Annotated in this window: 15 protein-coding genes and 1 pseudogene; 3 read left to right on the top strand and 13 right to left on the bottom strand. The window is 42.0% G+C overall.

Annotation, left to right across the window (positions count from 1 at the left end; genetic code table 11):
- Positions 1–99: 99 nt before the first annotated feature.
- The 3 genes from WFJ73_RS29605 to WFJ73_RS29595 all read right to left on the bottom strand — a co-directional run bounded on the left by WFJ73_RS29605 (position 100) and on the right by WFJ73_RS29595 (position 2510).
- Positions 100–738, bottom strand: coding sequence for an immunity protein Imm33 domain-containing protein (locus tag WFJ73_RS29605; RefSeq protein ID WP_336776492.1), 639 nt, complete (start codon positions 736–738; stop codon positions 100–102).
- A 188-nt stretch (positions 739–926) separates the two neighbouring features.
- The gene (locus WFJ73_RS29600) at positions 927–1490 is read right to left on the bottom strand and encodes a histidine phosphatase family protein (RefSeq protein WP_336776491.1); all 564 of its coding nucleotides are present in this window, start codon (positions 1488–1490) and stop codon (positions 927–929) included.
- A gap of 243 nt (positions 1491–1733) precedes the next feature.
- Positions 1734–2510, bottom strand: coding sequence for a hypothetical protein (locus WFJ73_RS29595; RefSeq protein WP_336776490.1), 777 nt, complete (start codon positions 2508–2510; stop codon positions 1734–1736).
- Between the two features lie 68 nt (positions 2511–2578).
- Here WFJ73_RS29595 and WFJ73_RS29590 point away from each other — a divergent pair, with 68 nt between their 5' ends.
- A complete protein-coding gene (locus WFJ73_RS29590) occupies positions 2579–2776 on the top strand; it encodes a hypothetical protein (RefSeq protein ID WP_336776489.1) in 198 nt (65 codons plus the stop codon).
- Here the strand turns inward: WFJ73_RS29590 and WFJ73_RS29585 are convergent.
- Complete coding sequence (locus WFJ73_RS29585) at positions 2773–3351, bottom strand: TetR/AcrR family transcriptional regulator (protein WP_336776488.1); 579 nt, start codon at positions 3349–3351, stop codon at positions 2773–2775. The two genes, WFJ73_RS29590 and WFJ73_RS29585, sit on opposite strands and share 4 nt — an antisense overlap.
- A gap of 171 nt (positions 3352–3522) precedes the next feature.
- Here WFJ73_RS29585 and WFJ73_RS29580 point away from each other — a divergent pair, with 171 nt between their 5' ends.
- Complete coding sequence (locus WFJ73_RS29580; RefSeq protein WP_336776487.1) at positions 3523–4392, top strand: NAD(P)H-binding protein; 870 nt, start codon at positions 3523–3525, stop codon at positions 4390–4392.
- Positions 4393–5298: 906 nt separating this feature from the next.
- Here WFJ73_RS29580 and WFJ73_RS29575 read toward each other — a convergent pair.
- From WFJ73_RS29575 to WFJ73_RS29555, 5 genes are all read right to left on the bottom strand, one after another.
- Positions 5299–6309, bottom strand: a complete 1011-nt coding sequence (locus WFJ73_RS29575; protein WP_336776486.1) for a glycosyltransferase family 4 protein — start codon at positions 6307–6309, stop codon at positions 5299–5301.
- 571 nt (positions 6310–6880) lie between these two features.
- On the bottom strand, positions 6881–7531 hold the full coding sequence (locus WFJ73_RS29570) for a hypothetical protein (RefSeq protein WP_336776485.1): 651 nt from the start codon (positions 7529–7531) through the stop codon (positions 6881–6883).
- 147 nt (positions 7532–7678) lie between these two features.
- Entirely contained in the window at positions 7679–8062 is a 384-nt protein-coding gene (locus WFJ73_RS29565; protein WP_336776484.1) for a VOC family protein, read from the bottom strand.
- Positions 8063–8429: 367 nt separating this feature from the next.
- Positions 8430–9308 (bottom strand): pentapeptide repeat-containing protein, encoded by an 879-nt coding sequence (locus tag WFJ73_RS29560; protein WP_336776483.1) that lies wholly within the window; start codon positions 9306–9308, stop codon positions 8430–8432.
- A 312-nt stretch (positions 9309–9620) separates the two neighbouring features.
- Positions 9621–9992 (bottom strand): hypothetical protein, encoded by a 372-nt coding sequence (locus WFJ73_RS29555; protein WP_336776482.1) that lies wholly within the window; start codon positions 9990–9992, stop codon positions 9621–9623.
- Positions 9993–10198: 206 nt separating this feature from the next.
- Between WFJ73_RS29555 and WFJ73_RS29550 the strand changes: the two are divergent.
- Positions 10199–10934, top strand: a pseudogene (locus WFJ73_RS29550) (transposase); the annotation flags it as partial.
- Positions 10935–11322: 388 nt separating this feature from the next.
- Here the strand turns inward: WFJ73_RS29550 and WFJ73_RS29545 are convergent.
- The 4 genes from WFJ73_RS29545 to WFJ73_RS29530 form a co-directional block, all read right to left on the bottom strand.
- Positions 11323–11856 (bottom strand): hypothetical protein, encoded by a 534-nt coding sequence (locus WFJ73_RS29545; protein ID WP_336776481.1) that lies wholly within the window; start codon positions 11854–11856, stop codon positions 11323–11325.
- A 194-nt stretch (positions 11857–12050) separates the two neighbouring features.
- Positions 12051–12503, bottom strand: coding sequence for a GNAT family N-acetyltransferase (locus WFJ73_RS29540; RefSeq protein WP_336776582.1), 453 nt, complete (start codon positions 12501–12503; stop codon positions 12051–12053).
- Between the two features lie 157 nt (positions 12504–12660).
- The gene (locus WFJ73_RS29535; RefSeq protein WP_336776480.1) at positions 12661–13314 is read right to left on the bottom strand and encodes a hypothetical protein; all 654 of its coding nucleotides are present in this window, start codon (positions 13312–13314) and stop codon (positions 12661–12663) included.
- Positions 13315–13386: 72 nt separating this feature from the next.
- A complete protein-coding gene (locus tag WFJ73_RS29530; RefSeq protein ID WP_336776479.1) occupies positions 13387–13779 on the bottom strand; it encodes a hypothetical protein in 393 nt (130 codons plus the stop codon).
- Positions 13780–14105: the final 326 nt, after the last annotated feature.

Below are 14105 nucleotides of genomic sequence, written 5' to 3'. Positions count from 1 at the left end.
TCACAACTTTCATTAAATAGCAGTAGCCGAATTGATTGTCGGCTGTGCGTCTTATTGAGCTATCGTTCTCCGTAGCTTAATCTACCCTCAGAGAAAAGGTTATTTTAATGCATCTTTATCGAACCAAATATCTTGTTCGTTATCTGTTTTATAAAATCTATAACCGTATGGTAAAGCAAGATATTTGATTAATTCTGGTCTCATAAATGCTACATGGTAATAATGAACACTCATCAATGATTCTATGTTTTCATCATACAGATCAGTTGTAAGCCACCATCCAGACATATGATCTGGTGATGGATACCTCACAGCATCTACTGCTAGTCCCTCATACACACCTTTAGAAATCGCAATCATTTGATTAAAAATTGGAAATATGGGGGTTGCTTCGTATTTCTTACACTCTTGTTTTTGTTCTTGAACTACTTTTATTGCATAGTCTGCACCTTCTTCAAAACCTTCACCATTACTTTTGACCTCCCATATTTCATAGTTAAGGTCAGAAATTTCACAACATTTGAGCAGCCAAGAATGGTATGCAATGGTTTGGTCAGGCTTAATTAATGGCTTAGAATCAATTACATAATTAATTAAGTATCTGATTAGTTCTACATACTCATCCTGTAACCTTTTTTTAATGGATATAATGAATTCTTTTTCAATCATTTTAAATAACCCTCTTGTCCCGATGTATCCATTTTCAAAAAAAATTTCAACTCCACGATATTCGATCATTCATTTTCTCCTTATATCAACTGAATGTCCCTTTCTAGATTATATAATAAAATTCTAACACCCTATCACTTTCCCTTGTTATTAAACTAATCTGCCCTTCGCTTAATAAAAACAGGGAGCAGCTGCGACAGCAGTCTGATCCCTGGAAAATTCAACTATTGTTTCTCGTTAGCTTAAAGACAAAGAGACTATATTATCATCCGGTAGACTCCTGCCTCACCGAGAAAATCATTCCTTGTTAATCCTTTTTCTCCAAGCATTATCCGATAATTCGTGATGGTACCATCATGCGAGATAATGAATACTCTCTTATAACTTTCTGGGATCCAATCTAATAATTGTTTTGCATATCCCTCGAAAACATCTTGGTCGATCCTATTTATACCTTCCTTCCAACAGTCCAGATCAAAATCAAGAATTTTTACGTCTCCATATAAGTTTGTAATTTCAGTTTTAGAAAGGACTTGATCACAAGCTAGTAAATGGGACTCCGGATTTTGAGGGAACATTCTTGGACCAACAAGAGGGGAAATAATGAAGTCTAAAGTATTTTGCAATATTGATGCTGTTTCAATTGTACGTTTGGTTGGACTTACAAGCATCAAATCATCAGGATTAATTCTTATTTTTTCTCGCAGTTGTGTCACCTGAAACTCGCCGTATTCTGTCAGACTAGGGTGTAGAGTATTCAACCGATTAGGATAATCGGTGAGGTGTTCTCCGTGACCGTGTCGAATAAATAAAAACTCCATCTATCTGCCCCCTAACTATAAAAACCGATTATCATCAAGTATAGTGTGTACGCTGTCATAGATGTAATTAGTAATTTTGGGAGGTACCATTTATTCCATTTATGGAAACAAGAATGAGCACCTTAAACTCGTAAGGCTGCTGAATATGCCGGCAGCCTTACCAAGGTGTTTATTTGCCCTTTAACAAAGGACCGGCAGCGGATCTCTGATCTGCTGCCGGTCCTTGTTATTCCGGATACTAATTTAATCATATTTCATCTTTGCTATGGTGACATCTTTATTCTGTATTTTGGTTTCGTTTAGCTTAAAGACTTTCTCCTGAAAATCAAACCTATATAAATCGTGTACAGTGAATACCGCGTTTGGGTGCGAAAACGCAAAGACCCAACGCACAGTATCAATTTGGCATCCAATGTTTTCGTAATGAACAATGTATTCTGAGACAGGATCCGTCTGGAAAACCATACTTTTTAATTGTTCTGTTGTGAAATGCGAATCCGACATGTCTAGCTTGCCGGATAAACGAGTTACTTCATCAAAAAATCCGATTTGGTTCTTCCCTAAAAATGTGCTGGAGAACCGTTGGATCTCATTAGCAGAAGTGATTTTCTCTGAATCGTCGCCGAAAATACGTATCCACTGATTCTCCCTCATTCTGAAGACTGACAGTTCCATAGCACCAGAGCTTCCGACTGAATATTCATATAAAAAAACTTCAGGGAGGTGATCATTATCTACATCGCCGACCATTATCCTGCTGTTCCAATAGATCCCCTGCAAAACAATATTACCATCAATCTTCAACAAAAGATTTTGGGAGAACTTGGTGTCAGGAGCAAATAATTCAGCAATATGTACCCCTACGTGACCATTATTTGAGTCCAGTTCTTTAATATATAACGAGGAAAATTGAACTTTCTGTATCAAATTTTCCGCTGTTTTCATTTGAGGATGAGCATGACCAGTTTGTAGTCCATAAACAAAAAATAAGAAGTACATACTTATTAATACTTTTTTCAATCTCTCCTTCTCCTTTAATTACAGCAGCTTAAGGTTCAATTTATCCGGGCATTTTCGACTATATTCAGGTGTTGCAACAGCAACTGCTTCGACTAAAACAATTTTATTATGATTATAAATACAGCTATCGCAACACGCAGGATTTGAACGAAGCGATCCGGTTCATTCACGAGGATGTACGCCGTGATAAAGCCCGGCGGCTGCTTGCCGATACCGAAGCCTACGGAATACCGCGAGCAGATGCGCCGCAAGCAAGCGAAAGCTAACCGATAACCGGAGCCAGGCTTGCTGCCGCCACAAAAAGGACGTCCTGCACCATGGCATCCATAAGGCGTCTTTGAGGACTGCGGCTCCACTGCAGGGCAGACCCGAATATCCCCCAGCTCACAACGAGTGCAGTTGTTTCAACGATTTGCGTTGAAGCAGCTGTTTTTTCTTTCTCCAACCAGTTGTACAGAAGAAGATAAAGCTCCTTTTGCATCGCAACCTCGAATAACGGCTCAAACGGACTGTCTCCCGGGGTCATATACTGCCTGGTGCGGGATAGAAAATCAAAGACGGAAGTAATAAGGGCTTTCAGGCTTAACATATCGGATAACGCGCCGTTCGGCAGCTCTTTCTCGAGCTTTTTCTGAAATTTGTCCCTCATCCAGCTTTCCAGGAACGCGTATTTGTCTTCAAAATGCGCATAAAAGGTTGCGCGGTTAACCGTTGCCCGTGCGGCAATATCTTGCACGGAGATGGAATAGATATTTTTTCTCTCCTCGAGTATTTCCAAAAAAGCCTGCATCATCAGTTGACGCGTCCGTTTGACGCGCGGATCGTTTAAGTTTACCGGCATCGTGCATGACAACTCCCCATCAGACCTAATACCAACAAACAGGGTCTTGTGTTGCGTAAGCAACCAAACCGCTTTATTGCTGATTGTTCGAGGTGTTTAGACCACCTATTATGATAACTACCATTGTAGTATACACAATGAGGCGCATGAAACAAATAAGGAGGAGTCTTCATGATAATTATTACGGGAGCAAGCGGCCAGCTCGGCCGGCTTGTCGTTAATCAGCTGCTGGAGCGTGTTCCGGCGGAACAGCTTGGGGTAAGCGTTAGGGATACGAGCAAGGTCAAGGATCTGGAGGAGCTGGGAGTTCGGGTGCGACGCGGCGACTATAACGATTCGGATAGTCTCATTCATGCCTTTGAAGGGGCTTCGCAGGTTCTTATTGTGTCATCCGCTAGTCTAGGGGATGCAGCGCTTGAACATCATCGGACGGCAATAAAGGCGGCGAAGAAAGCGGGCGCGCAGCGCATTCACTACACCAGCCAAATGGGCTCTTCACCTGTATCTTATTTCCCGCCAATGGTAGACCATGCCGCTACCGAAGCGGAGCTTCAAACCTCCGGTACAGCGTTCACGTCGCTTCGCAACGGCTTTTACGCAGGTTCGGCACTTATGATGCTAGGCGATGCGCTTGAATCCGGCGTGCTGGCCGCGCCGGAGGACGGGCCGGTAGCCTGGACGACGCATTCGGATCTAGCGGAGGCAGCGGCTATTGTTATCAGCGAAGGAGGACTGCATGGCGTGACTCCGGTTCTAACCGGTTCTGAGACGGTTGATTTGGCCGGTATCGCAGCGATGGCTTCCGAGCTGACAGGCCGCTTAATTCGCCGGATTGTTATTACCGATGACGAGTATCGCGCCGGGCTGCTTGCGCATGGACTTCCGGAAGAAAGAGCAGATATGTTTGTGGGGCTTTTCAAAGCGATGCGTAACGGCGAGTTTGCTCGCACGGACAAGGCGCTTGCGCAGCTGCTCGGCCGGGTGCCAAGCGGAATGAGAGAGGTTTTGAAGGTCGTAATCTCTGAACGCTCCAACCGATAAGTAGATCCGTAACTTGAAGAGGCGATTTCCCTTTCTGCGGGGTAGTGGAAGAAAGAGGAAGTTGCCTTTTTGATTGTTTTTTGTATTCTTCTCCGCTCTCGTTACGTCTACTAAAAAATAAATGCTATCGAATGATTTAATCGAGCAGATATTTCAATTCCACTTCTTTGGAACGAACTTCATATTCAAAGAAATCCTCATCTTGTATACAGAAAATAAAGTAGACTGAATGTATTGCAGCTGCGCGTGATTTTTCGATTTACAAACCGTCATATTCCGAAAAATAAGTATTAGACTAGCCTCAAAAACGAAACAGCAGCAGCCACGGACCGAGAAAATAAAGTCCTAGACTGCTGCTGCTTTATTCAACTATATTGAACGTTACCTGTTAGTTTAATGATTTACGCATATTATCAACATCTTAATATTCACTTCTATACACCTTTAAAAACTTGAAACGTCTGGCGGAATGCCGCGTTTTTTCATTTAGATATATATCTGTCCCCCGTAGCTCGACCTTTAATTAACTATGATGTCCCATTTGTAATAACCTTTTTTGGATTTCTTTATCTAATTTATTCTTTGATGTAGCAAAGTATAAAGTTGTTAACGCATTAGGAAGTCCTTGATTTATAAAGGAATCATCCGTTTACTGTCATATATGAATCCTCCAATGGGTTCTTTGAATAATGCGGTGCCCTTCCAATTTGGAGCACCTTATAAATCAAGTAAAAATACAACGCAACAACAAGTATAGCATTTTTATTCTAAAAGGAATCCATTAGCGTAATCTGCCCTTTAACTTAATAAAAAGGAACAGCTGCCGTTGTGGCAAACTGCTCCTAGATAGGTCAATTATCGTTCTCCTTTTAGTTAGCCCTTCCGAGTTATCAATAACAACGAAATCTATCTTAGTCCTAGAAGCTTGGCCTTTCGCTGGTTCCACAACGTATTTCTCCTGATTTTGTACAAGTTGTTGTCGAGAACCTTTTGGTACAGCTTCAGAACCGAGTCCGTTAAGATGATATCGGAGTAGCGTGCTCTAACATAACGCCGTAGTTTTCGGGCCGCGGGCAGTTTCTTACGGTTATTGACCTTTGCCGCCATGTCTGAGGTCGTGCGACATAGCAGCTGCGACATGCCCCGAAGCACCTCAGCGACGCCGCCTTTCCGAAAGCCAAGCACGGGCGTGCCACTCGCCATCGATTCGATGAGGACTAGACCGAAAGGTTCATCCCACGTCGAGGTAAACAGGACGAAGCTGGCGTTTGCGAGCAACCGGCGTTTGCGGTCACCTCCGACGATGCCGACATAGCGGATATTTTTGCCCAGATGCGGCTTGATTTTGGAGTTGTAATATTTCTTGTCGTTCAGCGTCCCTGCGATGAAGAGCCGCTTTCCCGTTTTCTTGGCGACCTTGATGGCCAGGTGAACGCCCTTTTTCTCTATCAGTCTCCCCAGGAAGAGCATGTAGTTCTGCTTCTTGGTCTTGAACGTGTAATCGTCCATGCGAATGCCGTTGTGCACGGCGTAGCCTCTTCGTTTCCCGTATTTGCGCAGGATGAATTTACTGACGTAGACCGGAATCTGAACACTACTATTGATTCCTTTTGAATGCGACTGGCCGATGGTGGGAATCGGCGGATTCGCCTTGGCGACGATGCCGTAATGATCATGTATGATGTCTACGTCGGGCGGGAGGTTTTTAATGATGAAGTCGAGCTGTTCTTTCGGATCGTTTGATTCGTATTCGAACGTTCGGGTCGCGTTCGAGCTCGACCCTTTCTTGGCGAACAGAAACACCTCGTGTCCCCTTTTGACCAATTCTTCCGTCAAATAATGAACCTCGCGCTGCGTGCCCCCGTAACCTTTAGGCGGGACAGGAATCGTATTCGTCGAGATTAGAGCAATTCTCAATTATTCCCCAGCTCCTTAGGTAAGTGTCTTCCATAGGCATTCTTTGCAGGATATGAATGGACTCCAGAGCAGGGCACGGCTAAATTCATCAATTTTGCGGTACGTTAACTGGCCTTACAAAAGGATCACTAACGTAAACAACTCTTCCCTGTCTTATTATGCTAAAGTTACTCGTTAGCAATATGTAGCCGTTTTATACATAAAGATTGCTTATTATCAGGGGCCAGTTCCACTTGATTCAATTGCTGGAACTGAATAATAACCATACATTGGTCCCTTATGAACAGTTGAAAATACATGAAGAGGATTAGAAAAAGTAAATGCCTTCTCACAGCTAGTTCTAGAGAAAATGTAGGGCAAAATAATATGTAAATAGCTGCAAGTGATAATAAACTATATAAGATTATTCTTTGTGATTTACTCAACTTTATTAGCCTCCTATCATTTGTGTTATTTTAGAGTACACTAAAAATATCCACATATTGGAACTATTCTACCCTTTACTTCAACAAAAGCTGCAGCAGATCCTTGGATCCGGCTGCAGCTTTATTAATTAAACTATAGTTCCCAGTTAGCTTAAAGACTCGGCAATAGAAATTAGCCAATCACGGTGGCTACGCTCGGCCAATATCTCATACTGCAACGCCTTACCCATAGTCGGCCCCATTTCCGCCCAAATCAATTGCTGTACTTCACTATCTCCAACGTAAACTGCATCATTAGAGCGAATTGTTAAGTTCTCAATAGTGTGTTTATCTTCATCAGGAACATGAATTCGACTCTTTGTGGTTCCAAAAATTCGGAATTGAAATGTGATTTCTTCTTTACGATATAACAGACTTACTCCAACGAACGTATTATTTGGTTTAAGGTCTCGCACAACGTCTTTTCCGGTGCTTGCACTCTCAATAGCCATTTCATCGATTTCTTCCGGTGTCAAATTGTCAAAACCATAGTAAACCTGAACCTCAATCAATTCTGCATTAGCAGGAAATACGGGTTCCCATGATGACGCTTTTGCTTTTAACACGTCGAGACCATCCAACCACTTCACTGGTGCGTAATTTGTTTGCTGACTGATTTTTTTATCAGCCGCAAGGTATATCCCTTTACCCATACCAGGCATTAATTCGCGAATAACGATATCAATAGTGCTTTCCTCTTGAAGTGAATCGACATTCAAAATTGCTAATACCTCTCCCTTTTCATTCCTCATTTCCAAAGTCTACACACTCCTTTAAGGTAGAAAGCATGTAAACCTTATTCAACATAAATTCATAAATTACCTGCCATTAATAGATTTCTGTTAACGTATTCTGCCCTTTCAATACAAAAGCAGCCAACGCCGGCTGCTTTTGTATTGAACTAATCACTTGGGCCAACCACTCCAAATATCGAGTTTATTACCATCCGGGTCATAGGCATTAAAATTAAGACCACAGCCCTCATTCTCTGAAACCTCTGAAATTTTAACTCCACCGTTTTTCATTCGACTGTAGTGTCCGTGAAAATCATTGACTTCCAAGGTAAGTACACTTTGTTCTATTCCTTCGTTTTGTATAAAGTTCAGGGTCGTTCTCGTTGGAGTCTTAATCAAAAAAAAGGCTTGACCCGAAGGGATGCGAAGTTGAGCCTGATTTTCATCAACCGGTCTGATTAACTCCAAACCCAAATTATTCACGTACCATTTGGCTGATTCTTCTGTATCGGTTGTAGGGATATAAATGCAGTTAATCTCTTTTACAATACTCATTACATCGTCCCCTACTTGAATTCGGAATACCACCTGATTATACCAATTATTGTTGATTTTAGGATTGAATTTTGAATGAAGTTTCAACTGAACTGCCCGTTAGCTGAGAAGACAGCAGCTTATCATGCGATTAGCTGCCGTCGTGCTGTTTTGAGCTATCGTTCCCCGTCGTATTATGAGGTCAGCCAATTTTTACTGGTTGACCTCTTTTGGTACGGTGGTGTATTTCTCAGTAGCCGGGGCAGATCGTTAGTTCCCCTGGGTATGTAACCCGCCGCTAAAACTGATCGCCCCCTACTTGTAGAAACCATGTAGGGGATTCCCGCCCGGAACAACGGAGAGTCCCCTGCTCATATTGATATCTGAGCTAAGCCCTGCAGACCATCAGCAGGTTGCCATCCGGATCGCGGAAGGCGAACCAGTGGTCTTGCTCGATTGCGGTGACGAGCTCTGCGCCTTGCTCTTTCATAAATGTGTATGAGGTGGCAAGATCGTCCGTCAGCAACATAAAGGCTGGGGTTTTGAATGTCGGCGGACCGCCCGGCTCTTCACCGCCCCACATCGGCATCGTATCCAAAATGATTCCGGAACCTTCAACAGGAAGCGAACACAGATGACCGTTCATAACAGTAACAGACTCGGCAGATATTCCCATAATTCGGCAATACCAATCTCTTGCCCTCTCGATATCGCGGACCGGAATGAATACCGCGCCCGACCGTTTCAAGAGCGGCGTCAGCCGAGGTGGCTCCTCCTGAAGTGCCTTACCTTCCGTTTGTCGCTCCGATTGGTAGCGCTTGAGCAATTTTGAAACGTCGACTCCGTCAATTGTAAGTCCTTCGATGTTACACCCTTCAATGTGAATGCCACTAAGATCAGAGGAGGTTATCGTGCTGCCCGCCAACTCACACATCTCGAATCGCAGCGGGCGCTGGCGCCCTTGATCTTCCCGATAGGCCGGGTGCCCTTTCGTCGGTAGTCCAATATTGTGAATAAAAGCTCCACCCAGCTGAGCCCCATCAATTTCAAGGTCCGACAGGTTGGCATCGGTGATGAACATCCTCGACATATTGACGTCCTTAAACTTCGCTTCACTCAAATCTACGCATTCGACGCGGAAATTGGGAAGCGAAGTATTTCGGAACGATACTTCTTCCGCACGGCAATTTTCGAACTCAGCTCCTGCTAGACTGGAATTCCGCACCACAACTTTTTGCGTGTTCTCCCGCTGATTGATAATCTCCATTTCTTCTCCTCCTTCAATATTACGTGGACTCGTAGGCTAACAGCAGTGTTTGTGCGAGTATCATTACGTGGTGTAAAAAACGAATTTTTTAAATCAGCAATATCGGATAAAAGTGAGAAAGCCGTTTAAATCATTGTTCTCATACATTCTATATTTTTCCATATGAGATGAAAAGGGAAATTTAAACAGGTAATGTTTTAATACGATACCACTCATTTAATTTGTTGCACTATCCTGCCCTTTACTTCAACAAAAGCTACAGTAGATCTTACGATATGCTGCAGCTTTTGTAATTGAACTATAGTTTCCCGTTTAGCGTAGAGACCGAATTCTCTCTACACTCACTCCAGTAACAAGATGGATTAGATCTTCCGATTGATTGAGTTGATTCATCTTTCTAACAATGTTATCCTTCGTTGTCCAAATACCAAAATGATGCCCATTATTAAAGCCATCTTCTCGAGCCTCTTCAATATCGGTTGATACGGCACGGATTTCTTCAATATGTTTTCCGAACCACTGCTTTTTTTCAGCGTCTAACTCTACGAGTGCTCTCACTTCTAAATTCTCCGTATAAAACGTAATTACTTCACCTAGGTTGCTATTAAAAAAATGGATCTCATATTCAGTAATTCTGAACCGAAATGGATCAGGTTCATTAAAGTCAATCTGCAGCTTCTTCATCATTAACCTCCTAATGACCCAGAACTAGATATATACAAAAGCTTTCGAATCGAGTACCGGCTGCTTTATCATTTTAGCTATTTTACTAACGTTCCCCGTTAGAATTCCTGTAAAACGAATAATTTGGCGTTTGAACAAAAACGAGCGCCTCGGTACGATGGGATTATGCAACGGGTCAAAAGCCCTTTAAATCCACATCAGGAGGTCATGTCGCTCGCGCTGTCAGCTTTCGTGGAATAGCTTTAGGCCATCCACTAGAGTTTGGCAGCCATCTTGAAGGATTCAAGCAGTTAGGCCGCTGGATCCAAGATCTACTCAAAGCCTACAAACTTAATAAAGTCATTGTCGGGATGGAACCTACTGGCCATTACTGGTTCAGCCTAGCACGCTGGCTTATCGATCAAGGCATTGAGGCTGTTCTGGTTAATCCACATCTCGTTAAGAAGAACAAAGAAAACCGAGATAATACACCGTCTAAAAACGATCGTAAGGATGCTTTAGTCATTGCAGACATGATAGCTCATTCTCAGTCGTACTCCGTATGCGCAAAAACTGCTTGAAATACAAGGTGTCAGTGCAACAAGTCTTGCTGGTATTCTCGGTGAAACCGGTGATCTCAGTGGTTATGCACACGGAAATGCCCTGTTGCGACATGCTGGATTAAATATAGCCGAAGCAAGCTCAGGGAAATGGAAAGGAAAGATGGTCTTAAGCAAACGCGGTCGTCCTCGACTAAGGCATTTCCTCTATCTTATGACGATGTGTATGGTAATGACGAATCCAGAGGTTCAAGCTTTACATCATTACAACGTAAAGAAAAAGAAACTTAAGAAAATGAAGTCCATCATGAAATTATGTGGTAAAGTGGCGCGTATGCTTGTCGGTCTTGCAAAAAGCAACGAAGCCTATGATTCAACCAGAGTTTTCCTACAGGCAGCATAAGAGATTGGTTGCACCTCACCGGCTCAAGCATTCGCAGGATAACAAGAAGCAAGGAGTATCGGGATACGTTACGCAAAAGGGCTATGACCCGTTGAGACATGGGAGCGAGAATCACTAGGGCAAAGTGGAGACGTACGCATAATGGAACAATATGGGTAATTTCTATCTACCTTTATTTCCTCATGTCCATTCCCCCATCTCCTAGCCACCGGCTCTTTCCTCATCCTTTTCTTCAATTTAACTATAGGATGAAATCCTGCGAATTCATGAGTCTGAGTGAGGAAATTGAATCATTTCGAGGGAGCGTAACTAATCATCCCTGGCAGGTTTTCGGCCTGACATTACCCGTTTTAAACAAGGTTTGTTTGTGTGGATTTTCATACAAGTCTCAGCTCTCTTCTTCAAAATGATTTTGAATTGGTTGGCTCGTCTCCCACTCAAGGATACGTATATTATACTTCTCTGTCAGTTCACCAGATGTGAACAAACTTGTGCTAGTCATGTTGCCTTCTTTTTTTGAAATCAGGGGACTGCTCGGATAATTCTGTTTGTAATTGCGATCCTTCTCAGGATCCCCCATAAGATATTCGGCGTGGCCTAAGCTAAAAAATATCTCGATTTCCATGTCTCCCTCTTTTGTTTTGACAAGGGTCAACCGATCTGCCCCGCTGCTTTTAAGCTTTAGTTTCCACTTGCGGAATTTTCCAATTCCTTCGTTCCAGCCTATCCCGTCGTATTCGCCAATTATTGTGTCCTTAATTTCGTGGCGCTGACCGTTCATTATATATACGGCGTTTAGAGGAAACTCTGCGTACGTCACAGCCGGTTTTGGCGGTTCCGGATAAACTGAATCTAGAAAGCCAAAGTACAGAACAATCAGCAGCGCTGGTACAACAAGAATCAGCCAATATCGCTTTTTCATCTACGACCTCCAATTAAAGTTTATGGCTAGTACCATTAGCTCCAATACATCTTCTATCATCGGCGTTAGTAAAAATGAATTTCTCACTAATCTATGGTTCCTAATTGAGCAACCAGCAGCCGAACATTGTGAAGGGGCGGCGGCCGTGCTGCTTAATTATGGTATCGTCCAACATTAGGTGAATGGCCGGTTGGTTATAAATCTTGTGATAGTCGTATCATGTCAATAACTTGTATGCCGTTTTCAAATATTTCTTCATTGTAATGTCTAACAAAAAAGTCTCTGTCTATCCCAATTATTCTATATCCGCATTTCTGATATAGAGCAAGTTGCCCCATACCAGAATTTCCGGTACCAACTTCAATTGTTTTAAAACCTAATTCAGTTGCATTTTGTACAGCATGCTTTACAAGCAGTTTTCCGATCCCCTTGCCTTGATGTTTTTCATCGACTGCTACATTCACTAATTCAACTGTATCGGGCCTTGTTGGCAGTAAAACGTAGACTCCAATTATTTGACCATTCAAACAACCGATAAAACACTGTCCTCTTTGAAGATATTCTTCAACGAGTTTCCGGGATGGATCCGCTAGTAATAGTAATTCAAATGGCGGTTCCTCATTGGCATTTAACTTCTGAATTTTCATTTTTTCTCCCCCGTTCAGGTCTGTTGCAGAGTTAACACTCATTTTGATCGTATTCTCCTTTGATGGTGTAGTCTGGAACAAAGTTACTGATCTATTTAAACCATTGTGTTGTGAACTATTGTTCCTCGTTAGCGTAAGTTTGCCCCTTGTATAGATATTATCTCAAGTGTTCTGGTCTTCTTTCTTTTGGAATGTGCATTACATCAGTCTCGGTCTCTGTCAGATTCGTAAATTCCAAATTTTTAATTTTATTGTTGTCAAAAATGTTCTTTACTCGTTCTGAAACATACTGATGCAAGGTATATCCTCTTTTGTCAGCATTATCCATGAACAAATCCGTCCCATCCCAAACGTCATCCTTAAAATATGTGCCTTTAAAACATTCGTGAAATCGGATAACTCCAAGGTGTTCCTTTAAAACAATTTCGCTACGGTAATAATCTACTGGATTGCATCTCCCTGTAATGGAAATTCCAGAATAATTGGGAATAAGTTCATCCTTTTTTCCATAAAGGGTTACCGAAAAAGATTCCCATCCAGTTATTTGTTGTTGAATGAACGTTTCAATAATCGAATCATGTAACAATAAAGAAAAGCCAGTATAGATGACAAGTGAGGGTGTATGAGTCCCACTCAAATGTCTAGCCTCTATTGGTTCAGAAGGTTTAATATCCCCTCGTAACAAAGCACATGAATAATCAAAAGCAGCTTCAATTCCTACCTTAGCTTCAATTCCTGCCTTAAATGGTCTTGTTGAGTAAACGTCAGAGCATTTGAATAACTTATTATAAACTGGTATATAAGAGGACATTTCTATTTCCTCCCCTTTTTGTGAATGTTTAATTTATTCGTTATCAAAATTCAACTAACGTCTCCCATTAGCTTAATCCTTTTTCCATCTGCTTCGTTTTAAAATAAAGATAAATAAAACAATTACAAGTAAAGAAGTCAAGGCTACAATGAAATAATTAATAATTTTATATGATTTTTTCAATTCATCTATTTGTTGAAGATCATTTTTTGCATTCGACAGTTCTTTTGTACCGCCGCAAACTGTGTCTGTTGCTAATTCCCCTACCTCATACTTATATAAATAATTCTTCTTTGTTGTTTTGTAAGCATACACAAGATACTCTTTGCCTTCATGAAACTCACTCCCAACAGTAGTAACAACAGTGACTACGTCGTGTGAACTTCCTTTAATTGTTGATTTAACTTCAAACGTAACCCTACTTTTGGGGTTTAAATGACCTACATTTTCAAACGATGTTTCCATTACTCTACCAATAAAAACTGAATCATGTGTTTTATACAATTCCTTCGGTTCTATACTGTTACCACACGACCATGCATAGCTTATATTCGGTGAAAAAACTAGAAAAGTTAAAGAGATCAACACGACAATACTACCAAAAATCTTAATTAGCCTCACCCACTTTTACAATTTTCAACTGTGTTCTTTATTACGCTTCCACTAGCTGGAAAGTTCTGCTATCCTGCCCTTTCGTATTATGAGGTCACCAGATCTTTCTGGTCGACCTCTTTTTTGTAGGGTCGTAAGATAGCGGTAGCCGGGGATCGAACGTTTCTGCCCGTGGGACT

This window comes from Paenibacillus sp. MMO-58, assembly GCF_037146255.1.
In the GTDB taxonomy this organism is placed as follows: Bacteria; Bacillota; Bacilli; order Paenibacillales; family Paenibacillaceae; genus Pristimantibacillus.
The sequence above is the reverse complement of the archived record's forward strand: the minus strand, read 5'-3'. Positions and strand labels throughout refer to the sequence as shown.